Origin of the sequence: Luteimonas yindakuii (assembly GCF_004803715.2) — a bacterium.
Taxonomy (GTDB): Bacteria; Pseudomonadota; Gammaproteobacteria; order Xanthomonadales; family Xanthomonadaceae; genus Luteimonas; species Luteimonas yindakuii.
The window spans coordinates 2,284,750-2,309,234 of the sequence record NZ_CP039383.2 but is presented as its reverse complement, the minus strand read 5'-3'; the positions used below and the strand labels follow the sequence as shown (position 1 = coordinate 2,309,234).

The following is a 24,485-nucleotide window of genomic DNA, read 5'->3' as shown; positions in this document are numbered from 1 at the left end:
CCATCAAAAAGTGGGGGCGCAGACGCGCCTGATGCCGGTCACGCGCCGTCGCGCAGGCAACGGCGCCGCGGAGGTCAATGCCAGTCGAGCACGACCTTGCCGGACTTGCCGGACTCCATCAGGTCGAAGCCCTTCTGGAAGTCGTTGGCAGGCAGCTGGTGGCTCAGCACCTTGCCCAGCGGGAAGCCGGACAGCACCAGCTGGGTCATCTTGTACCAGGTCTCGTACATCTTCCGGCCGTAGATGCCCTGCACCGTGAGGCCCTTGAAGATGATGCGGTCCCAGTCGACACCGGCGCCCTTGGGCAGGATGCCGAGCAGGGCGACCTTGCCGCCGTGGTACATGCAGTCGAGCATGTCGTTGAAGGCACGCGGGTTGCCGCTCATCTCCAGGCCGACGTCGAAGCCTTCCAGGTGCAGGTCGGCCATCACGTCGCGCAGCGAGGCGTTGGCGACGTTGACCACCCGGGTCGCGCCCATGTCGGCGGCGAGCTTGAGGCGGTAGTCGTTGACGTCGGTGACCACCACGTTGCGCGCGCCGATGTGCTTGCAGATGCCGGCGGCCATGACGCCGATCGGGCCGGCGCCGGTGATCAGCACGTCCTCGCCGACCACGTCGAATTCCAGCGCGCAGTGCGCGGCGTTGCCGTAGGGATCGAAGAACGCGGCGAGTTCCGACGGGATCTGGTCCGGGATCGGCCACAGGTTGGTGGCCGGCATCACGATGTAGTCGGCGAAGGCACCATTGCGGTTGACGCCGATCCCCTTCGTGTTCGGGCACAGGTGCTGGCGGCCGGCGCGGCAGTTGCGGCAATGGCCGCAGACGATATGGCCCTCGGCCGACACGCGCTGGCCGATGACGTAGCCCTCGACACCGGGGCCGAGCTCGGCGATGCGGCCGACGAACTCGTGGCCGATGACCAGGCCCGGAGTGATCGTGCGCTGGCTCCAGTCGTCCCACAGGTAGATGTGCAGGTCGGTGCCGCAGATCGCGGCCTTCTCGACCCGGATCAGCACCTCGTTCGGACCCGGCACCGGCACCGGCACCTCTTCCATCCAGATGCCCTTGCTGGCTTCGCGCTTGACCAGCGCGCGCATGGTGGTGGGCCGGTTGCTGTCGGGCATGTGGGGTGTCCGTGAGTCGCGAAAAGAAGCGGAATTATACGTCCCGGGGCTGTCCCGCCGGGCAACGGCAGCCGGCGTGAGCGCGGACGCGGGGGTATGGTGCCCGGCCGTGGCCGGTAGACTTGGCCCCCCGCATGACCGGAGCCCTGCCTGATGACCCGTTGCCTGATCGCCGCGCTGCTCGCACTCGCCGCCACCGCGCCCGCCATCGCCGGCGAGGGCATGTGGGTTCCGCAGCAGCTGCCGGAGATCGGCAATGCCCTGAAGCGTGCCGGCCTGCGCCTGCAGCCGTCGCAGCTGGCCGACCTCACCGGTGACCCGATGGGCGCGGTGGTCTCGCTGGGCGGTTGCACCGCCGGCTTCGTATCCCCGCAGGGGCTGGCGGTGACCAACCACCACTGTGCCTATGGCGCGATCCAGCTCAATTCGACGCCCGACAACAACCTGATGCGCGACGGCTTCAACGCCGCTGCGCGCGAAGGCGAGCTGAGTGCGGGACCGAACGCGCGCATCTACGTGCTCGATTCGATCCGCGACGTCACCGCCGACGTGCAGCAGGCCATGGCGGCCGCGCCGGATGCGATCGGCCGCACGCGTGCGTTCGAAGCGATCGAGAAGCGTCTCGTCGCCAGCTGCGAGTTCCGCCCGGGCTACCGCTGCCGGCTGTACGCCTTCGACGGCGGCAACGCCTGGCGGCTGTTCCGCAACCTCGAGATCCGCGACGTGCGCCTGGTCTACGCGCCGCCGGGCGGCATCGGCAACTTCGGTGGCGAGGTCGACAACTGGACCTGGCCGCGCCACACGGGCGACTTCGCCTTCTACCGCGCCTATGTCGGCCCGGATGGCCAGCCGGCGGACCATGCCGCGGACAACGTGCCCTACCAGCCGAAGCGCTGGCTGCGCTTCGCCGAGCGCCCGCTGCGCGACGGCGATTTCGTGATGGCCGCGGGCTACCCTGGCAGCACCAACCGCTACGCGCTGGCCGCGGAGTTCGAACAGACCGCGCAGTGGATGTACCCGACGCTGTCGGCGCACTACAAGCGGCTGCTGGAGCTGGTCGAGACCGAGGGTGCGCGCAACCCGGAAATCGCGGTGCGCTACGCCAGCACCGTCGGCGGCTGGAAGAACGCATCGAAGAACTACGACGGCCAGCTGGAGGGCTTCGCCCGCATCGATGCCACGCAGCGCAAGCTCACCGAGGAGGAAGCAGTGCTGGAATGGCTGCGCGAGCAGGGCGAGGCCGGGCGGGCGGCGCTGGATGCGCATGCGGAACTGGTACGCGTCAACGAGGCGGCAAGCGCCACCCGCGATCGCGACCTGATCACCGGCCAGCTGCACCGGCTGGGCACGCTGGGCGTGGCGATGACGCTGTATCGCAATGCCATCGAACGCAGCAACCCCGACGCCGACCGCGAGCCGGGTTACCAGGAGCGCGACCAGGCCACCATCCAGGGTTCGCTGCAGCAGATGGAGCGTCGCTACCACCCGGAGATGGACCGCATCCTGCAGCGTTACTGGCTGGGCGAGTACATCAAGCTGCCGGCCGATCAGCGCGACGCCGCGATCGACAAGTGGCTGGGCGGCAACGATGCCGCCGCGATCGAACGCGCGCTCGAGCGGCTGGCCGGCACCCGCCTGGGCGATCTCGACGAGCGCATGCGCTGGCTGACCGCCGACCGCGACGCTTTCGATCGCAGCCGGGATCCGGCGATCCGCTATGCCATCGCGGTGACCCCGTCGATGCTGCGCCAGGACATCGAACGCAAGGCGCGTGGCGGTGAGCTGCTGCAGGCGCGCCCGCGCTATCTCGCCGCGGTCGCCGACTGGCGCCGCGCGCAGGGCGGGGCGGTGTATCCCGATGCCAACGGCTCACTGCGCATCACTTTCGGCAATGTCACCGGTTACAAGGCGCTCGACGGCCGCGAGCATGCCTCGTTCACCACGATCGACGAGATCCCGGCCAAGGCCACCGGGCAGGAGCCGTTCGATGCACCGCAGGCGCTGCTCGACGCGGTCGCCGAGCGTCGTCATGCCGGGCTGGCCGAGCGCCGACTGCGCACGGTGCCGGTGAATTTCCTCTCCGATCTCGACGTCACCGGCGGCAACTCCGGTTCGCCGGTGCTCGATGCGCAGGGGCGCCTGACCGGCCTGCTGTTCGACATGAACTGGGAATCGGTGAGCTCGAACTGGGTGTTCGACCCGGCGATGACGCGCACCATTTCGCTCGACCAGCGCTACCTGCGCTGGATCATGCGCGAGGTGTATCCGGCGCCGGCACTGCTCGAGGAACTGGGGCTGTGAACCTGGCGCGCTTGCTACGCTGCGGCGTCCACCACCTGAAGGCGTCGCGCGCATGAGGATCCTGCTGGCCCGCCATGGCGAAACGCCGTGGAACGCGGAAGGCCGCTACCAGGGGCAGGAAGACATCGCGCTGTCGCCGGTCGGGATCGGCCAGGCGCAGGCGCTCGGGCGCCGGCTTGCCGATGTGCGCATCGACCGCGCGGTGGCGTCGCCACTGCAACGGGCGCGACGCACGGCGGAACTGGCGCTGGGGCCGGAGCGCGCCGGCATGCTCACCCTCGACGACGGCCTGCGCGAGATCGGCCACGGCAGCTGGGAAGGCCTGTTGGCCGGCGAGATCCGCGAGCGCGACCCGGAGCTGTCGCGCGCCTGGCGCGAGGCGCCGGACACGGTTTTGATGCCCGGTGGAGGCGAGTCGCTGCAGCATGTGATCGACCGTGCGTGGCCGGCGCTGGCTCGGGCAATGGACGGGCTCGGTGCCGACGACACCCTGCTGGTGGTGGCCCACGATGCGGTCAACCGCGTGCTGCTGTGCCGCGTGCTCGGGATCCCGCTGTCGCGGCTGTGGACCTTCCGCCAGGCCCCGACCACGCTGAACCTGCTCGAGGGCGCCACCCCGGACACCCTGGACGTGGTGCGCCTCAATGACTGCGCGCACCACACGCCGCTGTTCGGCGAAGCGGTGCATCGGGCGCTGTAGCGGCGGCGACGCCGCGCCTGCCTCGCGCCACGCATCGACGGCCGCACGGCCTAGAATTGCGCGATGCCCGACACCCTTCCCGAATGGCTCGACTACATCGAGCGCCAGCATCCGCGGTCGATCGAACTCGGCCTCGAGCGCGTGCGCGCGGTGGCTGCACGCATGGGCCTGGCGGCGCCGGCACGGCGGGTGATCACGGTCGGTGGCACCAACGGCAAGGGCTCGACGGTGGCCTTCATCGAGGCGATGGCGCGCGCCGCCGGCTGGCGCGTGGGCGTGTACACCTCGCCGCACCTGCTGCGCTACAACGAGCGCGTGCGCGTGGATGGTGTCGAGGTCGCCGACGAAGCCCTCGTCGCAGCCTTCGCCGCGGTCGAGGCCGCACGCGGCGATGTCGCGCTGACGTATTTCGAATTCGGCACCCTCGCCGCACTGCAGCTGTTCGGCGCGGCGGCTCTTGACCTCGCCGTGCTTGAAGTCGGACTCGGTGGGCGGCTGGATGCGGTGAACCTGGTGGACGCCGATGTCGCCGTGATCACCACCGTCGACCTCGACCACCAGGACTGGCTGGGCGATGACCGCGAGGCGATCGGCGCCGAAAAGGCCGGGATCGCGCGGCCGTGGAAGCCGCTGGTGCTGGGGGAGACACAGCCGCCGTCGAGCGTCATCGGCCACGCCTACCGCGTCGGTGCGCCGGCCATCGTCCATGGCAGCGACTTCTTCGTCGATCCCGTCGACGCGGAGCACTGGCGCTGGCGCGAACTCAACTTCGCCCTCGACCTGCCACGCCCGCGCCTGGCGGGTGGGATCCAGCTGCGCAACGCCGCGGTGGCGATCGCCGCGTTGCGCGCCCTGCCGGAGGACCTGCCGGAAGCCGCATTCGGGGAAGGCGTTGCCACCGCGCGCCTCAACGGCCGTCTGCAGCGATTCGAACCGCTGTCGGGTGTCGAGGTGCTGGTCGACGTCGCGCACAACCCGCAGGCCGCGCGTACGCTGGCCGCGGAACTGGCGGGCCAGCCGGTGCAGGGGCGCACGCTGGCGATCTACGGCGCGCTGGCGGACAAGGACATTGCCGGCGTGGTGGCCGCGCTTGCCGATGTCATCGACGGCTGGCGTATCGCCGGTCTTGCCGGCGCCGGTGGTCGTGCGCTTGCCGTCGATGCCTTCGCGCAACGCCTGCGTGGCACCGCTGCGGCGCAGGCCACGCCCTCCGCCACGGTGGACGACGCGCTCGCCGCAGCGCTGGCCGCTGCTGCGCCCGGCGACCGGATCGTCGTATTCGGCTCCTTCCACACCGCGGCGGAAGCGCTGGCCGTGCTCGGTGCAGGTTAACTGCGCCTCAGAAGGGCGCACGGGCGCCCGCGTATAATGCGCGCGCCCTCGTTGCGCGAGATATCGATGGATTCCGGAGTCAAGCAGCGCCTGATCGGCGCAGCGGTGCTGGTCGCGCTTGCAGTGATCTTCCTGCCGATGCTGGTGAAGGGACCTGCCCCGGCAAGCGGCAGGTCCGAGCTGTCCCTTGAGCTGCCCGACGCCCCCGCCGGCGCGGTGGTGACCCGCGACCTGCCGTTGATGGCACCTGTGCCGGCCGATGACAGCGCCGTGCTGCCTGCGGCCGTGGCCGAGCCGACCACGCCTGCAGCGGGCGATGGCGAACTGCCCACGGTCGACACCGCCGCGGTCGATCGCAGCGACGCGCCGACTCCTGCACGCGCCGACGCCGCGTTGCCTGCCACCGCCGCGGGCGGTGCATACGCCGTGCACTTCGGCAGTTACGGCAGCAGCGTCAATGCCGATACCGTGGTCAACCGTCTTGTTGCGGCCGGGTTTCCCGCCGCCAGCAGCGAAGCGGCCGCCGCCGGCAAGCCGGTGTGGCGGGTGCGCATCGGTCCCTACGCGACCCGCGCCGAGGCCGAAATCGTCCGCGTGGGCGCCGCCGAGGTGGGCACCAACGATGCGCGGGTGATCGCGCTCGATGCCGATGCCGGTACGCCGCGTGCTGCCGTGGCCGCGACTCCTGCCGCGCCCGCGGCGCAGCCGTCGCGCAACCGGCCGGCACCGCGCCAGGACACGCCACCCGCCGTGGCCGCGCAGCCCGTGCCCGCGCCACCCGTCGCAACGCCCGCGCCCGCCGCGGCGGCAGGCACCGGCTTCGTGGTGCAGCTGGGCGCGTTCCGCAATGCCGCCGAGGCCAATGCCATGCGCGACCGCCTGCGCGGGCTGGGCTTCAGCGCCTTCACCGACACCGTGCAGAGCGATCGTGGCCAGCTGACCCGGGTCAAGGCCGGGCCGGTGATCGACCGTGCCGAAGCCGACCGCCTGCGCACCCAGATCCAGGGCCGCGCGGGCATCGACGGCATCGTGCGCCCGCACCCCTGACACCACGCGACACGTGACGCCGGCACCGGGGACGGTGTGCTGCACGGGACCACGCCATCGGCGCGGCCCGCCCCGGACCGGTGCCACACGGTCCATCCAGCCCGGATGCGCGCGGAGCGCGCGGAGGGGTTTCCGCTTCCAACACAGGTGACAACTCCATGTGCGGCATCGTCGGCATCGTCGGGACCTCGGAAGTCGCGCCCGCCCTCTACGACGGCCTGACCGTCCTCCAGCACCGCGGCCAGGACGCGGCCGGCATCGCCACCGCCAGTGGCACGCGGCTGCGCGTGCACAAGGGCAACGGGCTGGTGCGCGAGGTGTTCGACGCGCCGGCAATGGAGCTGCTCGGCGGCAACATCGGCATCGGCCACTGCCGCTACCCGACCGCCGGCAGCGAGGGCAGCGACGAGGCCCAGCCGTTCTACGTCAACTCGCCCTACGGCATCGCCCTGGCGCACAACGGGAACCTCATCAACACCGATGCGCTGCGCCGCGAGGTGTTCGAGACCGACCGCCGCAACATCAACACCGAGTCCGACTCGGAGGTGCTGCTCAACGTCTTCGCCCACGAACTCGACCGCCAGCGCGCGCTGACGCCGGAGGCCGCGCTGGCCGCGGTGGAAGGCCTGCACCGCCGCGCGCGTGGTGGTTACGCGGCGGTGGCGCTGGTGCTCGGCCTCGGCCTGGTGGCGTTCCGCGATCCCAACGGCATCCGCCCGCTGGTGCTGGGCCGTCGCCAATCGGCGGCGGGTGTCGAGTACGCGGTCGCCTCGGAATCGGTCGCCCTCGACATCCTCGGCTTCGAACACCTGCGCGATGTCGCGCCGGGCGAAGGCCTGGTGATCACCGCCGACGGCGAGCTGCACCACCGCGCCTGCGCCGAGCCCGGCGACAGCGCGCCGTGCATCTTCGAATACGTGTACTTCGCGCGCCCGGATTCGATGATCGAGAACATCTCGGTGCACAAGGCGCGCATGCGCATGGGCGTGACCCTGGGCGAGAAGATCCTGCGCGAGCGCCCCGACCACGACATCGACGTGGTGATCCCGATCCCCGACACCTCACGCGATTCCGCGCTGGAACTCGCCCACGTGCTCGGGGTGAAGTACCGCGAGGGCTTCATCAAGAACCGCTATGTCGGCCGCACCTTCATCATGCCGGGGCAGGGCGAGCGCGCGAAGTCGGTCAAGCGCAAGTTGAATCCGATCCCGCTGGAATTCCGCAACCGCGTGGTGCTGCTGGTCGACGATTCGATCGTGCGTGGCACCACGTCGAAGCAGATCGTGCAGATGGCGCGCGACGCCGGTGCGCGCAAGGTCTATCTCGCATCGGCGGCGCCGCCGGTGCGGCATCCGAACATCTACGGCATCGACATGCCGTCGGTGGAGGAACTGGTGGCCAACGGCCGCAGCGAGCAGGAAATCCAGGAGCTGCTGGGCTGCGACTGGCTGATCTACCAGGACCTCGCCGACCTCGAAACGGCGGTGGCCGGGCACAAGTTCCCCGGCAAGCGATTCGACAGTTCCTGCTTCAGCGGCGAATACGTCACCGGCATCGAACCCGGCTACTTCGAGCGCCTGCAGCAGTTGCGCTCGGACGACGCCAAGAACAAGCGCCGCGCCGGCACCTGAGCATGGCCGCGACGCTGTTCGAGGCCGCGCGGGCCTGTCTCGACGCCACGACCATCGACGACAAGCTCGCGCTGACCTTCGAGCACGCGCGGGCGTTCGCCGCCGGGACATTGCCATTACCGGCCGACGCGCCGGCGCCGGAGCCGATCCGCATGCCGGGCCGGCCGCCACGGCCGATGCTGGTGCATCCACGCGACCTGCCGCGGCGCGGGCTGGGCACCACGGCCGGGCGCGCGGCCTTCATCCACGCGATCGCGCATATCGAGTTCAACGCAATCGACCTGGCGTGGGACGCGGCCTACCGCTTCCGTGGCCTGCCGCCGGAGTTCCATGCCGACTGGGTGCGCATCGCCGAGGACGAGGCGCGGCATTTCACCCTGCTGCGCGGACGCCTGCAGGCGCTCGGCCACGATTACGGCGACTTCGACGCGCACAACGGCCTGTGGGAGATGGCCGAGAAGACCGCGCACGATGGGCTCGCGCGGATGGCGCTGGTGCCGCGCGTGCTGGAAGCCCGCGGGCTGGACGTGACGCCCGGGATGATCGTGAAGCTGCGCGCACTGGGCGACGACGCGACCGCCGACATCCTCGAGGTGATCCTCGAGGAAGAGGTCTCGCATGTCGCCGCCGGCAGCCACTGGTTCCGCTGGCATTGCACGCGTGCAGGCGTTGCGCCGGAGCCGCGCTTTCGCGAACTGCTGGCCGAATACGCGCGCGCCGTGTTGCACGGTCCGTTCAATGTCGATGCACGGGCGGCCGCGGGTTTCAGCGCGGACGAGCTTGCCGCGTTGCAGGCGGCGGCGTCGGATCCGCAGGTGCGCGCATAGGTCCGACGGGTTGTCGCCCCGATAAGGGAAGCGCATACGGGAGAGCGTCATTGCAATGGCGGCCATCGCCGCGCCGCTGCAGTCCCCGGATGCGGCGGCGGCCTATCCGGGCTACGGACCCGCTGGTCAGCGCAGCGCCGACAGCCCGAAGCGCCCGTCCGGATCCGCGCGCAGTACCGAACCCTGTTCGTACCAGTCGCCGAGCACGATGCGGCGGCGGCCGCCGGCAAGCTCGTGGATCGCCGGGCGATGGGTGTGGCCATGGATCATGGTGTCGACACCGTGTTCGGCGAAGAACGCATCCACCGTGGCCGGTGCGACATCGGTGATCGTTTCCATCGTGCCGGCGGACTTCATCTCGCCCTGGCGCGCCTGGCTCGCGGCGCGTGCCTGCGCGGCGAACGCCAGCCGTGCGGCGAGCGGCTGCGCAAGCATCTGTGCCTGCCAGGCCGGGTTGCGGGTCTGCACGCGGATCGCCTGGTACTCGACGTCGTCGGTGCACAACAGGTCGCCATGGGTGAGCAGCACGCGGCGTCCGTACAGCTCGACCACCGAAGGATCCGGCAGCAGCTGCATGCCGGCGCGTCCGGCGTAGTCGTTGCCCAGCAGGAAGTCGCGGTTGCCGTGCATGAAGAAGACCGGCACCCCCGCGGCCGGTAACGCCTGCAGGCGGTCGGCGACGATGCCGCCGGCTTCCGTCGGGTCGTCGTCGCCGACCCAGGATTCGAACAGGTCGCCGAGGATGTACAACGCATCCGCACCGCGCGCCTCGTCGTCGAGGAACGCGGCGAACAGGCGGGTGATATCCGGTCGCGCCGGGTCGAGGTGCAGGTCGGAAACGAAGAGGGTGGTCATGCGCGAATGATACCGGGGCGGTAAATCGCCAGTCCTGCAGGCATGCGCACGTTGCATCCGGACCGAGCCCCGCCCGCTGGCCTAAAATGCCCGATTCCCGGATCACAGCCTGCCTCCAATGACCGTCCGCACCCGCTTCGCCCCCAGTCCCACCGGCTACCTGCATATCGGCGGCGCACGCACCGCGCTGTACTGCTGGCTGGCCGCACGCCGCGCCGGCGGGCAGTTCGTGCTGCGCATCGAGGACACCGACCGCGAGCGCAGCACCCAGGCGGCCATCGACGCGATCCTCGAGGCGATGGACTGGCTGGGGCTCGACTACGACGAAGGCCCGATCTACCAGACCGCACGCGTGGAGCGCTATCGCGAGGTCGCCGAGCAGCTGGTGGCCAGCGGCCATGCCTACTACGCCTACGAGTCGAAGGAAGAGCTCGATGCGATGCGCGAGGCGGCGATGGCCGCCGGCGACAAGCCGCGCTACAACGGCGCCTACCGCGAGCAGGGTGCTGCCTACCGCGACGATCCCAACCGCGTCATCCGCCTGAAGAACCCGCAGGACGGCGTGGTCGCCTGGGACGACAAGGTCAAGGGCCGCATCGAGATCGCCAACAGCGAACTCGACGACCTGGTGATCTTCCGTCCGGACGGCTACCCGACCTACAACTTCGCCGTCGTCGTCGACGACATCGACATGGGCATCACCGACGTGGTGCGCGGCGACGACCACGTCAACAACACCCCGCGCCAGATCAACATCTACCGCGCGCTGGGTGCAGCGGTGCCGGCGTTCTCGCACCTGCCGATGATCCTCGACGAACAGGGCGCCAAGCTCTCCAAGCGCACCGGCGCCGCCGACGTCATGCAGTACCGCGATGCCGGCTACCTGCCGCATGCGCTGCTCAATTATCTCGTGCGGCTGGGCTGGTCGCATGGCGACCAGGAAGTGTTCTCGATCGACGCGATGAAGTCGCTGTTCGACCTCGCCGACGTCAACGCCAAGGCCTCGCGCCTCGACATGGCCAAGCTCGGCTGGCTCAACCAGCAGTACCTCAAGAGCGACACACCGGACGCCGTGGCCGCACACCTGGAATGGCACCTGCGCAACGCCGGTTACGACCTCGCCGCCGGCCCGGCGCCGGCGGACGTGGTGCTCGCGCTGCGCGACCGCGTGCAGACGCTTGCGGAAATGGCCGAGCGCGCGGCGGTCTGGTACCGGCCATTGACCGACTACGACGACAAGGCAGTGGCCAAGCACCTGAAGCCGGACGCGCGCGCCGCGCTCGACGATGCACGTGCACGCCTGGCCGCGCTCGACAGCTGGAACGTCGACGCGATCAACGCCGCGCTGCACGCCACCGCGGAGTCGCTCGGCCTGGGCATGGGCAGGATCGCGCAGCCGATGCGGGTCGCGATCACCGGCACCCAGGTCAGCCCGGATATCGGCCATACCGTGTATCTGGCAGGCCGCGAGGAGGCACTGCGGCGTATCGATGCAGCACTCGCGATGGTGCCGGCGGAAGGCTGAGTCCCGGGCGTCGCCTTGAGTCGCATGCGGGCCGCGGCCATCATCGTGTGATGAACCACATCCACGCCTGCACGGATCCGCAGCACCATGTCGACGACGCCGCGGCGTTCGTACGCGCGGTCGAACGTGCCTGCAGCGAGCGCGGGCTGCGGCTGACGCCGATCCGCGCGCATGTGCTCGGCCTCATCGCCAACGCCGGCAGGCCGCTCAAGGCCTATGACCTGCTCGACCAGGTGCGCGACGGCGGTGGCCCCGGCGCGGCGGCGCCGCCGACGGTCTACCGCGCGCTGGATTTCCTGCTCGCCAACGGCTTCATCCACAAGCTGCAGTCGGTCAATGCGTTCGTCGCCTGCCACCACCCGAGCACCGCGCAGCATTCGGTGCCGTTCCTGATCTGCGACCGCTGCCATGCCGCGGTGGAGCTGGAGGACGAGGCCGTCGTCGCGGCCCTCGACGGCCGCGCCCGTGCGCTGGGCTTCGTGCCGCAGGCGCAGACGCTGGAAGTGCACGGGCTGTGCGCGGCCTGCGCGGAAACGGCCGGCGACTGAACCGCCGGTCCGGGGAAGGGCCGCGGCTCTGGCATCGCGCGGTCAGAAGAACATGCGGATCCCACCGGCGATCGAGCGCCCCGGCAGCGGTGCGATATCGCGCAGCAGCGACGTATGCGGGCGCGCCTCGCGGTCGGTGAGGTTGCGGCCGTCGAGGAACAGTTCCCACTGCGTGCCTTCGAGGTCGTCCGCGCGCCAGGCGATGCCGGCATTGACGAGGGTGTAGCCGGGGCTTGGTGCTTCGCCCGCGGCGACGCGGTCCTGCTTCATGTAACGCACGGCGCCGGCATGCGCGCGCCAGCCACCGGATGTCCAGTTGAGGTCGGCGCCGAGGCGCGAGGGTGCGATGCGCGGCAGGTTGCCGCCGAGCGCGATGTCGGCGTGGTAGTGGTGGGCGTGTTCGCCGTGCGGTACGTCGAAGTGCACTTCGCGGGTGCCGCTGCCGTCGAGCGTCGCGCGCACGATGTCGCCGAACACGCGCAGGTCGAAATCACCGGCGTCGGATTCGGACAGGTGCAGCTTCGCCTCGACCTCGGCGCCGCGGAACGTGGCATCGCCCTGCGTCCACAGCCGCACCGGCAGGCCGTCTTCGACCACCCCGGTCGCCGCCAGGTACGTGTAGTCGTCGAACCTGGTCTGGTACACGGCCGCCTTGGCCTCGATCCGCCCGGTATGCGCATGCAGGCCGAGTTCCAGCCGCTGGCCGCGCTCGGTGTCGAGATCCGCGTCGCCGATTTCCAGCGAAGCGGTGGCGATATGCGCGCCGTTGGCAAACAGTTCCTCGTTGGTCGGCGCGCGCTCGGAGACGTCGGCGCCGACGCGCAGATCGAACACCCCGGACAGGTGCCAGATCGCCGCGCCGGACAGGCTGCTGGCATCGAAGCGGCGCGAGACGCCGGTGGCCGAGTCGATCTGCACGCGTTCGTGGCGGCCACCGAGTTCCAGCTTCACTGGCCCGAACTCCTTTTCCTGCACGACGAACAGGCCGACGGTGTCGGACACGCTCGGCGGCACGAACGCTTCCGCGCCCTGCGCTTCGAAGTTCCCATGTCCCAGCTGCAGGCCGAACGCGCCGTGCCAGCCGTTGACGGCGTTCTGCACCGCTTCCAGCCGCGTCTCGGTGCCGCGATTGACGAAACGCGTGGCGGCCAGGCCATCCTCGAGCTCGACGTGTTCGTAGTCGCTGCGGGCCGCGCGCAGGTTGAGTGCGGACAGGAACGGCGCCGGGTTGTAGATGCCGCCCTTGAGGTCGAGACGGTTCTGCGCGAGGTCGATGCGGACCGGACCATGGTCGTGGCCGTGGCCGGCGTCATGGTCGTGGCCGCCATGCTCATGATCGTGGCCGTGATCGTCGTGGCCATGACCGTCGTCGTCGCCGGCGTGCACGTGCGCACCTTCGGGCAACCCGTAGTTGGTGCGATAGGTGCTGAGCGCGACACCGAGGTGGCCGCGCTCGCCAAGCCAGGTCGCACCCAACGCGCCGGCGCGGGTGCGGATCGCACTGTTGGGCAGGCTGCCGTAGGCCGACTCATGCTCGTCGTGCCGATGGCCGTCGTGATCGTGCGTGCGCTGCGCGTGGCCCGGAATGTCGATGTCGCCGCTGTTGCGGATCACGCCGTCCACATGCAGCACCAGGTTGTCGCCGCTGACGCCATCGAGGCGGAACATGCCGGCGCGTTCGTCGTTGCCGCTGGCAGCGCGCAGTTCGGCGCGTCCGCTCAACGGACGGTCGGGGACGTCGCGCGCGATGCGGCCGTCGACCACGTTGACCGCGCCGCCGATCGCGCCGCTGCCGTAGAGAAGGTTTGCCGGGCCCTTGAGCACCTCGATCTGGTCGGCAAGGAACGGCTCGATGCCGACCGCGTGGTCGGCGCTGACCGTGGAGGCGTCCATGTTGCCGATCCCGCCGGCCAGCACCTGCACGCGCGGGCCTTCCTGGCCGCGGATGATCGGCCGGCCGACCCCTGCGCCGAAGGATCCGTTCTGCACGCCCGGCAGCGAGGCTACCGTTTCGCCCAGGCTGCCGGACTTGCGGTCGTCCAACGCCTCGCCATGCAGGACTTCGATGGGATGGGCGAGGTCTTCGGCATCACCGCCCAGCGGCACCGCCGTGACCTGCACCGCGTCGAGCGTGGTGGTCGTGGGATGGGCGCTGTTCTGCGCGTTCACGGCGCCGGCGGACAGGGCAAGGGCAATGGCGAGGGCAACGCGGGAGGGGGTCGAAGCGCACGGATCGATCATCGGGGGCTGGGTTAGACTGGGCGACGGGACAGGAATGTTATAATGTTACGTAAGTCGCCACACCCCCCGGAAGACATGGCCGCACCAGACACCACCCTTGCCCGCGCCGACCGGGTGGGCTTCGCCGCCTCGTTGCTGTGCGCGGTGCATTGCGCCGCGCTGCCGCTGGTGCTCGCGTTGCTGCCCGCGCTGGGTCTCGGCGTGGGTGGCTGGATCGACTTCGACCAGGCCTTCGTGGTGTTCGCCACCCTGCTGGGCGCGACCACCCTGACCCTGGGCTGGCGCCGCCACCGCGCATTCCATGCATGGCTGCTGCTGGTGCCCGGCCTGGCGCTGGTGTGGGTCGGCGCATTCACCCGCCTGCACGACCATTCGATGACCCACGTGGTGGTGATGACGACCGGTGGCCTGCTGCTTGCCGCTGCCCACTTCGTCAACCTGCGGCTCACCCACGCGCGCAGTCAGCCGACCACTGCGTGATAGCATTTGCGGTCCCGCGCGCCGACCGGCGCCGCGCAATCCCGGCACAGAATTCAGGAGTTAGACGATGGGCAAGGGCGATCGCAAGACCCTCAAGGGCAAGCGCTACATTTCCAGCTACGGCAACGCCCGCAAGGCGGCAACCCGGGCCGCGGCCACCGCCGCCGCGCCGGTCGCGAAGAAGACCGTGGTGAAGGCGCCGGCCAAGAAGGTCGCCAAGAAGACCGTCGCCAAGGCGTGATATCCGCCGCCGCGGCAGAGTGGAGAAGCCCGCCATCGCGCGGGCTTTTTCGTGTCTGGTGATCTGGTCCGGGAGCGAATCTGCGGAGTCCGCGCTGTCCGCAGCGGACGAAAGGGGACGTCAGTCGGATGTCTTCCGCGTTTGCGTCCACGCGGTTACTGACTCTGACCGGCTGTTGTCGTAAGGCGGTTTCGAAGCCCAAGGCGCCCGCCGCGGCCGCAGCGGGATGCCCAGCCGGATATCTCCGCTTCCTGCTACCACATCCGGCCACCGGCCACCGGCCATCCCTGGCCGGCTCTGGACATCCCCCTGCGGCCGCGGCGGGCACCAACCTGTCGTCGCGTCGGGATGAAGATCAACGTCCAAAACGGTTGCGTTCGACCCCGGCGGCACCGGCTGTGCTCTTCGTACCGGAGCCTGCGGACGCCTGAGCCAGTCGCGCGCCTCGGGGGATGTGCTCCCAGCCGGCCATGGATGGCCGGCGGCCGGCCGTGGTAGCTGGACGCGGACTCCGGCCGGGGGAGCACATCCCCCGGGGCGTGCGGCGGGCGGCGCGAATTCCACCGAAGCCAGCCGGGAAACCGACGGTACTCCTGCACTCCTTCAGCAGATTCGACCGTGCGCGAAAGAGGCCGCTTGCGCGGTGCCCGGCTCAGCGCTCCGCGCCAGCCTCGATCTCCGCCCACACGCGCAGGAAATTGCCGCCGAGGATCTTGCGGATGTCGGTGTCGGCATAGCCGCGCGCCTGCAGGCCGGCGATGAAGTTCGGGAAGTCGGCGACGCTCTTCAGCCCTTCGGGCAGGTTGCCGTCGACGCCGTCGAAGTCGGAGCCGATGCCGACATGGTCGATGCCCACCAGCTTCACCGCATGGTCGATCTGGTCGAGCACCGCGTCGATCGCGGTCGGCGGTGACGGGTGCTCCGCATCCCACTTCGCAACGAACGCCCGGCGGTCCTCCAGCGGCTCGCCGGCCGCGGCACGTTCGTTGTTGCGGCGGTCGAACTCGCCGATGGCGCGGAAGTAGGCCTGCGTGTTCGCCGCCGCCTGCGGATTGACGAAGGCGTTGCCGAACGGGATCTGGATGACGCCGCCCTTCGCCGCGATCGCCTTCGCCAGCTCGTCGCTGAGGTTGCGCTCGAAGTCCGGCGTGAAGTGGCGCAGCGCCGAGTGGCTGGCGATCACCGGCACCCGGCTCAGTTCCACCGCCTGCGCGGTGGCGGCGTCCGAGATGTGCGAGACGTCGACCATGATGCCCAGCCGGTTCATCTCCGCGATCACCTCGCGGCCGAACGGGCTCAGGCCGTTCCAGCGCTTCTCCAGCGTGTACGACGAATCGGCGATGCGATTGTTGCCGCTGTGGGCGAGGGTGATGTAGCGCACGCCACGCTGGTGGAAGCGCTCCAGCTCGGCGAGGTCGTCGCCGATCGGGCCGCCGTTCTCCATGCCGAGCGCCAGCAGCACGCGGCCGCCCGCGCGCAGGCGCTCGACGTCGCCGGGCGAGGTGAGCAGCGCGAACCTGTCCGGATGGCGCGCGGCCAGCGCTTCGACCGCGTCGATCTGCTGATGCGCCACCTGTCGTGCGCTGCCGTCCTCGTCGCGCGCGGCCGAGGTGTAGATCGCCATGAAGGCGACATCCAGCCCGCCTTCGCGCGCGCGGGGATAGTCGAACTCGCGTCCGGGCACCGCCTGGCCAAGATCCGCCCAGTCGCCGACGAGGATGCCGGGCGCATCGATATGGGTATCGACGATCACTGCGTCCTGCGCCAGGCGGCGTGCCGCTTCCGGAGGCTGTGCGGCGGCGGTTGCCGCGCAGGCCAGGGCCAGGACGATGGCGGAGCGGAGCAGGGCGGTACGCATCATGGAACAGCCTCCAGGGCGGGTGCGGGATCGTCGGTGCGGGTGGCGACAGGCCGGCCGCCGGCATGCACGGCGCGCGCGAGCCGGCCGCCGAGCCAGTAACAGAGTTCTGCAGGCTCACGCACGTCCCAGTGCACGAAGTCGGCGCGCAGCCCGGCACGCAGCCGGCCGCGGTCATCGAGGCCGAGCGCACGTGCAGCGTTGACGGTCGCGCCGCGCAGGGCTTCCTCGGGCGTCAGGCGGAAATGCGTGCACGCCAGCTGCATCGCCTGGCCCAGCGACAGCAGCGGCGACGTCCCCGGGTTGCAGTCGGTAGCCACCGCCATCGGCACGCCGGCGGCGCGGAATGCGTCCAGCGGCGGCAACCGGGTTTCGCGCAGCACATGGAATGCGCCCGGCAGCAGCACTGCCACGGTGCCGGCAGCGGCCATCGCGGCGACGCCGGCGCCGGAGGTGTGTTCGACGTGGTCTGCGGAGAGCCCGCCGAACTCCGCCACCAGCGCTGCGCCATCGCCGTCGCTGAGCTGGTCGGCATGCAGCTTCACCGGCAGTCCGAGTGCGCGTGCGGATGCGAACAGGCGTCGCGTCTGGGTCGCGTCGAAGCCGATGCGCTCCGCGAACGCGTCCACCGCATCGACCAGGCCCTCGGCGTGGAGTTGCGGCAGCCACTCGATGGTGGCGTCGATATAGGCATCGGCGCGGCCGGCATATTCCGGCGGCAGCGCATGCGCCGCCAGGTAGGTGGTGCGCACGCTGATGCCGAGCGCTTCGCCGAGCCGTCGCGCGACGCGCAGCATCTTGCGTTCGTTGTCGAGGTCGAGCCCGTAGCCGGACTTGATCTCCAGCGTGCTCACGCCATCGGCGACCAGCGCCCGCGCGCGCGGCAGCGACTGCGCGAGCAGCGTGTCCCCGTCGGCCTCGCGCACGGCGCGCACGCTGGACAGGATGCCGCCGCCGCTGCGGGCGATCTCCTCGTAACTCGCGCCCTGCAGGCGCTGTTCGAACTCGCCCGCGCGGTTGCCGGCAAACACCAGGTGCGTGTGGCAATCGACCAGGCCCGGGGTGATGCAGCCGTCGGCGTCCGTGACTTCGTGGGCCAGCGTTTCCGGCGGGGCCGGCAAGCCGCTGGCGGGGCCGACGTAGGTGAGCACGCCGTCTCTCCAGCCCAGCGCACCGTCGGCGACCAGGCCGTAACCGGTGTCGTCGGCCAGGGTCACCAGGGTGGGGCCGACGATCAGCCCGTCCCAGCGGTCAGCGCCCATCGGTGCCTCGCTCATCGTTGCCGGTTGCTTCGTCAGGCGACTGCCGCGCTTCCCCGCGACGGCTGCGACGCGCGCCCGGGCCACGCAGGCGTTCGCGCGCGATGAGCAGGATGACGGCGAGGCCGAGCACCAGCGCACCCAGGACCACCAGCGATTCGACCATGTGCATGCAGGACAACTGAACGAGCAGGTAGCCTAGCGCATTCTCCCGATGCCCCCGCGAGCCTGCCGATGTCCCGAGCGCTGAACATCTCCCGCGAGCCCGGCGGCTGGCGCGTGCCCGGCCTTTCCAACCTGCATTCGCACGCGTTCCAGCGTGCGATGGCGGGCATGGCCGAGCGTCGCACCAGCACCGGAGATGGCGCGCATGATTCGTTCTGGACCTGGCGCGAGACGATGTACCGCTTCGCCGCGCGGATGACGCCGGACACCCTGCACGCAGTGGCCGCGCAGCTCTACGCCGAGATGCTGGAAGCCGGCTACACCCGCGTGTGCGAGTTCCACTATGTCCACCATCGCCCCGACGGCAGGGCCTACGACGATCCCGCCGAGATGTCGCTGGCGCTGGTGGCGGCGGCGCGCGAGACCGGCATCCGCCTGACCCTGCTGCCGGTGCTGTACATGACCGGCGGCTTCGACGGGCGCGCGCTGTCGCCACGGCAGGCGCGATTCGGCCATGACGTCGATGCATACCTGCGCCTGTTCGAGACGCTGCGCGCGCGCGATTGCGATGAACTGCAGGTGGGCGTCGCACTGCACAGCCTGCGCGCGGTGCCCGAGGCCGCCATGCGCGAGGTGCTGGCCGCGCTGCCGGCGCGCACGCCGGTGCATATCCATATCGCCGAGCAGGTCGGCGAGGTCGAGGATTGCCTGGCCGTGCGCGGCGCGCGCCCGGTGGAGTGGTTGCTGGCCAATGCACCCGTGGATGCGCACTGGACGCTAGTCCATGCCACCCATCTCGACGCCGACGAAACCGTGCGTCTGGCGCGCAGCCGCGCGACCGTTGCGTTGTGCCCCACCACCGAGGCCAACCTCGGTGACGGCCTGTTCCCGCTGCGCGCCTACCTGGATGCCGGTGGACGCTGGGGCATCGGCTCCGATTCGCATATCTCGGTATCACCGGTGGAGGAGTTGCGCTGGCTGGAATACGGCCAGCGGCTTGCGGGCCGTCGTCGAACCGTCGCCACCGGTGCGTTCGACAGCGTCGGCCAGACCCTGCTGGCCGGTGCGCTGGATGGCGATCGCGCCACCGGGTTCGATGCCGACGACGAATGGCTGCTGCTCGACGCGGATGCCCCGGTGCTGGCGGGTGCGGACGCCGATGATCTCGCCGACCGCTGGATCTTCAGCGGCAACCGCCCGCTGGTGCGCGAGACCCGTATCGGCGATCGCCGCCTGGTGGCCGACGGTCGCCATCTGCAGGCCGAAACCATCGCCGAGGACTACCGTCGCGCGATGCGGACGTTGCTGGCGGATTAGGGCCGTGTCGCGTCGGTCACCGCAAGGTCCTGAAACGGGAACGGCGGTGCTTCGATTGCCGTATCGGTTGAAGCCACGCCAATGAACCGACCAGGCGGGGCATCCCGGGCGCGCTGTGCGGATAGCGACGCCTCGGCTTTTTCCGGCAAGCCCTGAAAATTCCCGCCCGCCTGCGCAACTAATCCTTTCGAGCCCATCGAAGAGCAGCCTGCTGGTGCACACCGATCCCGAAAGCGGGTTCCCGCGGATGCTGGAGCAAAGCCGCCCTGCACTGGTGCGGCTGGCGCGGCGCTATGCCGGCGTCGACGACTGGCAGGACCTGCTGCAGGAGATGTGCCTGCAGCTGTGGCGCAGCTTCGGCAGCTTCGATGGACGTGCGCAGCAATCGACCTGGGTGTACCGGGTCGCGCTCAACACCGCGCTCAGCCACGTGCGCAGGCCGCGGCCACCGCACCGCCCGCTGGAGGAGATCGCCGAACGCGGTGACAGCGGCCAGCCCGGTGACCCGCTGGACGTGCTGGATGCCTTCCTGGCCGGGCTCGACCCGCTAGCGCGCAGCGTGCTGCTGCTCGACCTGGAGGGCCTGCCGCGCGAGCAGATCGCCGATGTGCTCGGGCTGACCCCCAACGCGGTGGCGATCCGCATGACGCGGCTGCGGCAGGCCTTTGAAACCCGTTTCCTGGAGGACTGAGATGGACTGGGATCGGATCCGCAACGAGTGGCGGCAGCAGCCGGCGGAACAGGGCGCGATCGCGATCGATGCCCTGCGCCATCGCGACGAGGCGCTGGCACGGCAGGTGCGCAGCCGCGACCGCATCGAGACGGTCGCGGCCGTGGTGGTGGGCCTCGCGTTCACTGCGATCGGTGTGGTCGCGGTACGTGCCGGTGCCTGGCTCGAGGTGATGTTCGCCGCGTGGCTGGTGGCGTGGGCGATCTCGGTCCCGGTGTGGCTGCGTCGCGGCCGCGCGCCCTCGCTGCAGGCCGATCCAGGCCTGCCATTGCTGCAGCACCTGCAGTGTCGTCGTGACCTCGCCCTCGCGCAGGCACGGATGCTGGAACGTGCCTGGCTGTGGTACGTCGCGCCCGCCATGGTCGGCCTCGCCGGAATGACGCTTGCGGCGTCCGGGCCGACGCCTGGCGCACTGGGGTATATAGGCATCTGCGTGGCGCTCGGCGTCGCCATCGCCTGGTGGAGCCGCAGCGTGGCCCGCACCCGCTTCCGCCGCCATGCGGACGAGTTGCAACAGCAGATCGAAACACTGGCCGTCGACGCGGAACAGGTCCCGACATCGCGCCCGTCACCGTGACCATTCAAGGAGGAACCCGGATGCAACGCTTTCGCCATGTACATGCCTCGCTCGCACTTGCGCTGATCACGGTCAGTGCCAACGCACACGCCATCGACCAGGCCGGTCTCGAGCGTGCCCTTGCACAGCGGCTGGAAGGCGATCGCAGCGGCGCGTGCATTGCCGCTGCGGTGATCGACGGCCCGCGCGTCGTACGTGCGCACGGGTGCACCGATCCCGCACGGCGGTCACGCATCGAAGGCCGCGCGGCCTTCGAGATCGGCTCGGTGACCAAGACCATGACCGCTGCACTGCTGGCGACGCTGATCGAGCGCGGCGAGGTGTCGCTCGACGATCCCTTGGCCAGCCTGTTGCCGGCCGGCACCGCGGTGCCCGGTTTCGAAGGCCAGCCGATCCTGCTGCGGCATGTGGTCACCCACACCTCCGGCCTGCCGGCACTGCCGTCGCGGATGCGCGTCACCGATCCAGCCGATCCCTATGCCGCACTGGATGAGGACGCGTTGCTCGGCTCGCTCGCGGACGTACGTCTGGCGCAGGCGCCGGGCACGCAGTTCGCGTATTCCAACTTCGCCTCGATGGTGCTGTCGTGGGGGCTGGCACGGCAGGCCGGGATCGATTTCGAATCGCTGCTGCAGCGTGAGCTGTTGGCACCGTTGGCGATGCGCGATGCGCACATCCGGCAGGTGCCCGATGGCGTGCGGGCGGTCCAGGGCCACCTGCCGGGCAGGCAGCCCACCAAGGGGTGGACGTTCCCGGTCGACATGGCCGGCGTCGGCGGCGTGCGCGCCACCCTCGATGACATGGTCCGCTACGCGCAGGCACAGCTCGGGCAGGTCGATGGACCGGTCGCGGCAACGCTGGCGCGCACGCAGCAGCCGGTGCGCGATGGCGTCGCGATGAACTGGATGATCGGCAACCATGGCGACCGCCGCGTGCACGGTCACGAGGGCGGCACCGGCGGCTTCTCCTCGCTCGTTGCCTTCGATCGCGAGGGCGGACAGGCGGTAGTGCTGCTGTCGGATACAGCGCTGCACACCATGGGCGGCCTGAGGCAGCTCGGCATGCATCTGCTCGGTGTCGAGGCGTCGCCCGGCACCCCGCGGCGTCCGGCACAGCCGCCGTCGGAACTTCTGGATGCGCTGGCCGGCGACTACCTGCTCGAAGGCGCCGGAACGTTGCGGCTGTCGCGGCGGGACGACACGCTGCGGGTGCAGGCAGCCGGGCAACCGGAACTGGCGCTGGGCTACGACGACGCCGGCGAATTCCACCTGCACGAGGTGGATGCGGTGCTGCGCCCGCAGCGCGGCGCGGACGGGCGCTACGGCTTCGTCTGGGTGCAGGGCGGGGGCGCGCTGCGGGCGCGGCCGCTGGATCCGGACGCCGTGTCGCAACCGATGCCGGCCGTGGAGGTACTGCGCGGATATGCAGGCACCTATCCGCTGATGCCGGGCTTCGAGCTGGACGTGCGCGAACGCGATGGCGGCCTGTATGCACAGGCCACCGGCCAGGGCGAATTCGCGCTCGAGGCGACGGCGGCGGCCGACGTCTTCGCCGCGCCCGCGTTCGGCATCGAGATCCGTTTCCAGCGCGCATCCGACGGTGCCGTGGTCGGATTGGAACTGCACCAGGGCGGCAATGTCATGCGTGGCGAACGGCGCTAGTGCGGCGGGTCCGCGCGCGCCGCGATCACAGCAGCGCGCGTGGCAGTGCACCTTCCAGCGCCAGCAGGTAGCGCTTGGTCGGCAGCCCGCCGCCGAAACCGGTGAGGTCGCCGCCGGCGCCGATGACGCGATGGCAGGGCAGCACGATCGGCAGCGGATTGCGACCGTTGGCCGCGCCCACCGCGCGCGCGGCACCGGGGCGGCCGACGCGCGTGGCCAATTCGGCATAGCTGGCGGTCACGCCGTAGGGAATGTCCGCCAGTGCCTGCCAGACGCTGCGCTGGAACGGTGTGCCATGCGGCGCCAGCGGCAGGTCGAAGTAGCGGCGCTCGCCGGCGAAATAGGCGGCCAGCTGGCGCCGCGCCTCCTCGATCAGCGGATGCGTGCCCTCGCGCCAGTCGACGCCCATCCGCACCGGGTGGCGGTTCTCGGGGAACCCGATCGCATGCAGGCCGGCATCGGATGCGGCCAGCAGCAGAAGGCCGACGGGGCTGTCGACGTGGGTGTAATGGACGTTCATGCCGCACTCCTGCGGCGTGCGCCGCGTACTGCGGGGAGGGAAGGGGGCGTTGCGGCGGACGTATCGGTGGCCGCACGCCAGAGCTGGATCACTGCATAGGCGCGCCAGGGTCGCCAGGCGTCCGCACGTGCACGCAGGGCGGCTTCGGCAAGCCGACTGCCGTCGCCCGTCACCGCGCGTTGCAGCACGAGATCGCCGGCCGGGAACGCATCCGGATGGCCGAGTGCGCGCAGCGCGATGTACTGCGCCGTCCACGGCCCGATGCCGGGCAGCATGGTCCAGCGCGAGATGAAATCCTCCAGCGTGCCGTCGACGCTGAAGCCGACGCGCCCGTCGAGGACCGCGGTGGCGACTGCACGCACCGCGGTGGCTCGCGCACCGGTCAGGCCGAGGCCGTCGAGATCGGCGCCGGCAAGTGTTGCCGCGTCCGGGAACAGGTGTGCGAACCCGGCAGCGGCAGACTCCATGGGAACCGGCCTGCCGTGGCGCATCGCGAGGCGGGTGGTGATCGTGCGCGCGGCGGCCACACTCACCTGCTGGCCGATCACCGCGCGTACGGCGATCTCGAAACCGTCCCAGCCACTGGGAATGCGCAGGCCGGGTCGCGCCGCAAGCAGCGGGGCCAGCCGCGCGTCGTTGGCGAGCACGGCGGTGATCGCGCGTGGATCGGCATCGAGGTCGAACATCCGCCGCACGCGCTGCACGATGGCAAGCAGGCTGCCGGCGGGCGCCCCGTGCAGCTCCAGCCGCAGCGCATGCACCGGCGCACGCGCTGGTGCCGGCCACTGGCTGATGCGTAGTCGGCCCATGCCGTCGCCGGCATCGAAGACGCGCGCATAGCTGTGCGCGTCGACCTGCTCGATCCCCGGCAGTGCGCGACCGGCGAAGAACTCCAGCATCGCGGCAAAGTCGTACGGCGGCCGGTATCCCAGCCGCAACACCAGCGGGCCGGCGGACACGCCGGGAAGCTCGCGGCGCAGGTCGCGCGGGGCGAGGTCGTAGGCGTCGCGGAAGGCGGCATTGAAGCGCCGCAGGCTGCCGAAGCCCGATTCCATCGCGATGGTGGTCACCGGCAGTGCGGTCTCGGTGAGCAGCTGCTTGGCGAACAGCAGCCGGCGCGTGGTGTGCACCGCCACCGGCGCGGCGCCGAGGCGGTCCACGAACAGGCGTCGCAGCTGCCGCTCACCCAGTTGCACGCGGGCGGCCAGCGTCGCCAGCGATGCGTCGGCCAGTGCGCCCTCGTCGATCAGCTGCAGCGCGCGTGCGAGGGTGTCGTCGCCACGGCGCCACGAGCCTGCGCCGGGGGCGAGCTCGGGCCGGCAACGCAGGCAGGGGCGGAAGCCGGCGGATTCAGCCGCCGCGGCGCTCGGGTAGTAGTCGACGTTTCGCGGCTTCGGCGGTGGCGCCGGACAGACGGGCCGGCAGTAGATCCCGGTGCTGCGCACCGCGGTGAAGAACAGCCCGTCGAAGCGCGCATCGCGGCTCAGTCGTGCGCGTTCGCAGACATCCGGAGCAAGGGCGGGCGCATTCGACATGGCCGCAGACT

Annotated in this window: 22 protein-coding genes; 14 read left to right on the top strand and 8 right to left on the bottom strand. The window is 70.4% G+C overall.

All coding sequences use genetic code 11. The annotated features are described in order from the left end of the window. Nucleotides 1-74: 74 nt before the first annotated feature. Nucleotides 75-1,097 carry an L-threonine 3-dehydrogenase gene (gene tdh / locus E5843_RS10645; RefSeq protein ID WP_134674694.1) on the bottom strand — a complete coding sequence of 341 codons (1,023 nt, stop codon included), beginning with the start codon at nt 1,095-1,097 and terminating at the stop codon, nt 75-77. A gap of 249 nt (nt 1,098-1,346) precedes the next feature. Here tdh and E5843_RS10640 point away from each other — a divergent pair, with 249 nt between their 5' ends. The 6 genes from E5843_RS10640 to E5843_RS10615 all read left to right on the top strand — a co-directional run bounded on the left by E5843_RS10640 (nt 1,347) and on the right by E5843_RS10615 (nt 8,962). Beyond that, complete coding sequence (locus tag E5843_RS10640; protein ID WP_141066172.1) at nt 1,347-3,425, top strand: S46 family peptidase; 2,079 nt, start codon at nt 1,347-1,349, stop codon at nt 3,423-3,425. A 52-nt stretch (nt 3,426-3,477) separates the two neighbouring features. Beyond that, nucleotides 3,478-4,125 (top strand): histidine phosphatase family protein, encoded by a 648-nt coding sequence (locus E5843_RS10635; protein ID WP_134673932.1) that lies wholly within the window; start codon nt 3,478-3,480, stop codon nt 4,123-4,125. Between the two features lie 63 nt (nt 4,126-4,188). After that, nucleotides 4,189-5,457 carry a bifunctional tetrahydrofolate synthase/dihydrofolate synthase gene (gene folC, locus E5843_RS10630; protein WP_136412625.1) on the top strand — a complete coding sequence of 423 codons (1,269 nt, stop codon included), beginning with the start codon at nt 4,189-4,191 and terminating at the stop codon, nt 5,455-5,457. A 66-nt stretch (nt 5,458-5,523) separates the two neighbouring features. Continuing rightward, nucleotides 5,524-6,504, top strand: coding sequence for an SPOR domain-containing protein (locus E5843_RS10625; protein ID WP_136412624.1), 981 nt, complete (start codon nt 5,524-5,526; stop codon nt 6,502-6,504). A gap of 158 nt (nt 6,505-6,662) precedes the next feature. Next, nucleotides 6,663-8,135 (top strand): amidophosphoribosyltransferase, encoded by a 1,473-nt coding sequence (gene purF, locus E5843_RS10620; RefSeq protein ID WP_134673929.1) that lies wholly within the window; start codon nt 6,663-6,665, stop codon nt 8,133-8,135. Nucleotides 8,136-8,137: 2 nt separating this feature from the next. Further along, a complete protein-coding gene (locus E5843_RS10615; protein ID WP_136412623.1) occupies nt 8,138-8,962 on the top strand; it encodes a ferritin-like domain-containing protein in 825 nt (274 codons plus the stop codon). Between the two features lie 126 nt (nt 8,963-9,088). Here E5843_RS10615 and lpxH read toward each other — a convergent pair whose 3' ends face one another. Then, entirely contained in the window at nt 9,089-9,817 is a 729-nt protein-coding gene (gene lpxH / locus E5843_RS10610) for a UDP-2,3-diacylglucosamine diphosphatase (protein WP_136412622.1), read from the bottom strand. A gap of 118 nt (nt 9,818-9,935) precedes the next feature. Here lpxH and gltX point away from each other — a divergent pair, with 118 nt between their 5' ends. Together gltX and E5843_RS10600 are read left to right on the top strand one after the other, a co-directional pair. Further along, nucleotides 9,936-11,342, top strand: a complete 1,407-nt coding sequence (gltX, locus tag E5843_RS10605) for a glutamate--tRNA ligase (RefSeq protein WP_134673926.1) — start codon at nt 9,936-9,938, stop codon at nt 11,340-11,342. Nucleotides 11,343-11,392: 50 nt separating this feature from the next. After that, on the top strand, nt 11,393-11,890 hold the full coding sequence (locus tag E5843_RS10600) for a transcriptional repressor (protein WP_134673925.1): 498 nt from the start codon (nt 11,393-11,395) through the stop codon (nt 11,888-11,890). Nucleotides 11,891-11,932: 42 nt separating this feature from the next. Here E5843_RS10600 and E5843_RS10595 read toward each other — a convergent pair whose 3' ends face one another. After that, nucleotides 11,933-14,131, bottom strand: a complete 2,199-nt coding sequence (locus E5843_RS10595; RefSeq protein ID WP_136412621.1) for a TonB-dependent receptor — start codon at nt 14,129-14,131, stop codon at nt 11,933-11,935. 75 nt (nt 14,132-14,206) lie between these two features. Between E5843_RS10595 and E5843_RS10590 the strand changes: the two genes are divergently transcribed. After that, nucleotides 14,207-14,611 carry a MerC domain-containing protein gene (locus E5843_RS10590; RefSeq protein WP_134673923.1) on the top strand — a complete coding sequence of 135 codons (405 nt, stop codon included), beginning with the start codon at nt 14,207-14,209 and terminating at the stop codon, nt 14,609-14,611. A gap of 67 nt (nt 14,612-14,678) precedes the next feature. Then, nucleotides 14,679-14,852, top strand: coding sequence for a 30S ribosomal protein THX (locus E5843_RS10585; protein ID WP_100322062.1), 174 nt, complete (start codon nt 14,679-14,681; stop codon nt 14,850-14,852). Nucleotides 14,853-15,504: 652 nt separating this feature from the next. Here the strand turns inward: E5843_RS10585 and E5843_RS10580 are convergent. Genes E5843_RS10580 through E5843_RS10570 form a run of 3 tightly spaced genes read right to left on the bottom strand, consistent with a single transcriptional unit; the run spans nt 15,505 to nt 18,141 of the window. Further along, nucleotides 15,505-16,713 carry a dipeptidase gene (locus E5843_RS10580; protein ID WP_136412620.1) on the bottom strand — a complete coding sequence of 403 codons (1,209 nt, stop codon included), beginning with the start codon at nt 16,711-16,713 and terminating at the stop codon, nt 15,505-15,507. After that, on the bottom strand, nt 16,710-17,972 hold the full coding sequence (hutI, locus tag E5843_RS10575) for an imidazolonepropionase (RefSeq protein ID WP_425480745.1): 1,263 nt from the start codon (nt 17,970-17,972) through the stop codon (nt 16,710-16,712). Before hutI ends, E5843_RS10580 begins: the two co-directional genes overlap by 4 nt. After that, a complete protein-coding gene (locus E5843_RS10570) occupies nt 17,962-18,141 on the bottom strand; it encodes a hypothetical protein (protein ID WP_136412619.1) in 180 nt (59 codons plus the stop codon). The genes hutI and E5843_RS10570 overlap by 11 nt, the downstream gene beginning before the upstream one ends. Nucleotides 18,142-18,203: 62 nt before the next feature. On the opposite strand from E5843_RS10570, the gene E5843_RS10565 reads away from it, so the two are divergent. From E5843_RS10565 to E5843_RS10550, 4 genes are all read left to right on the top strand, one after another. Continuing rightward, nucleotides 18,204-19,451, top strand: a complete 1,248-nt coding sequence (locus E5843_RS10565; RefSeq protein WP_136412618.1) for a formimidoylglutamate deiminase — start codon at nt 18,204-18,206, stop codon at nt 19,449-19,451. 214 nt (nt 19,452-19,665) lie between these two features. After that, complete coding sequence (locus E5843_RS10560; RefSeq protein WP_136412617.1) at nt 19,666-20,142, top strand: RNA polymerase sigma factor; 477 nt, start codon at nt 19,666-19,668, stop codon at nt 20,140-20,142. A 1-nt stretch (nt 20,143) separates the two neighbouring features. Then, nucleotides 20,144-20,758 (top strand): hypothetical protein, encoded by a 615-nt coding sequence (locus tag E5843_RS10555; protein WP_136412616.1) that lies wholly within the window; start codon nt 20,144-20,146, stop codon nt 20,756-20,758. A 20-nt stretch (nt 20,759-20,778) separates the two neighbouring features. Then, entirely contained in the window at nt 20,779-22,419 is a 1,641-nt protein-coding gene (locus E5843_RS10550; RefSeq protein ID WP_141065979.1) for a serine hydrolase, read from the top strand. A gap of 25 nt (nt 22,420-22,444) precedes the next feature. Here the strand turns inward: E5843_RS10550 and E5843_RS10545 are convergent, their stop codons facing one another. Both E5843_RS10545 and E5843_RS10540 read right to left on the bottom strand, forming a co-directional pair. Then, a complete protein-coding gene (locus E5843_RS10545) occupies nt 22,445-22,939 on the bottom strand; it encodes a methylated-DNA--[protein]-cysteine S-methyltransferase (protein WP_136412612.1) in 495 nt (164 codons plus the stop codon). After that, nucleotides 22,936-24,474 (bottom strand): AlkA N-terminal domain-containing protein, encoded by a 1,539-nt coding sequence (locus tag E5843_RS10540; RefSeq protein WP_141065978.1) that lies wholly within the window; start codon nt 24,472-24,474, stop codon nt 22,936-22,938. Before E5843_RS10540 ends, E5843_RS10545 begins: the two co-directional genes overlap by 4 nt. Nucleotides 24,475-24,485: the final 11 nt, after the last annotated feature.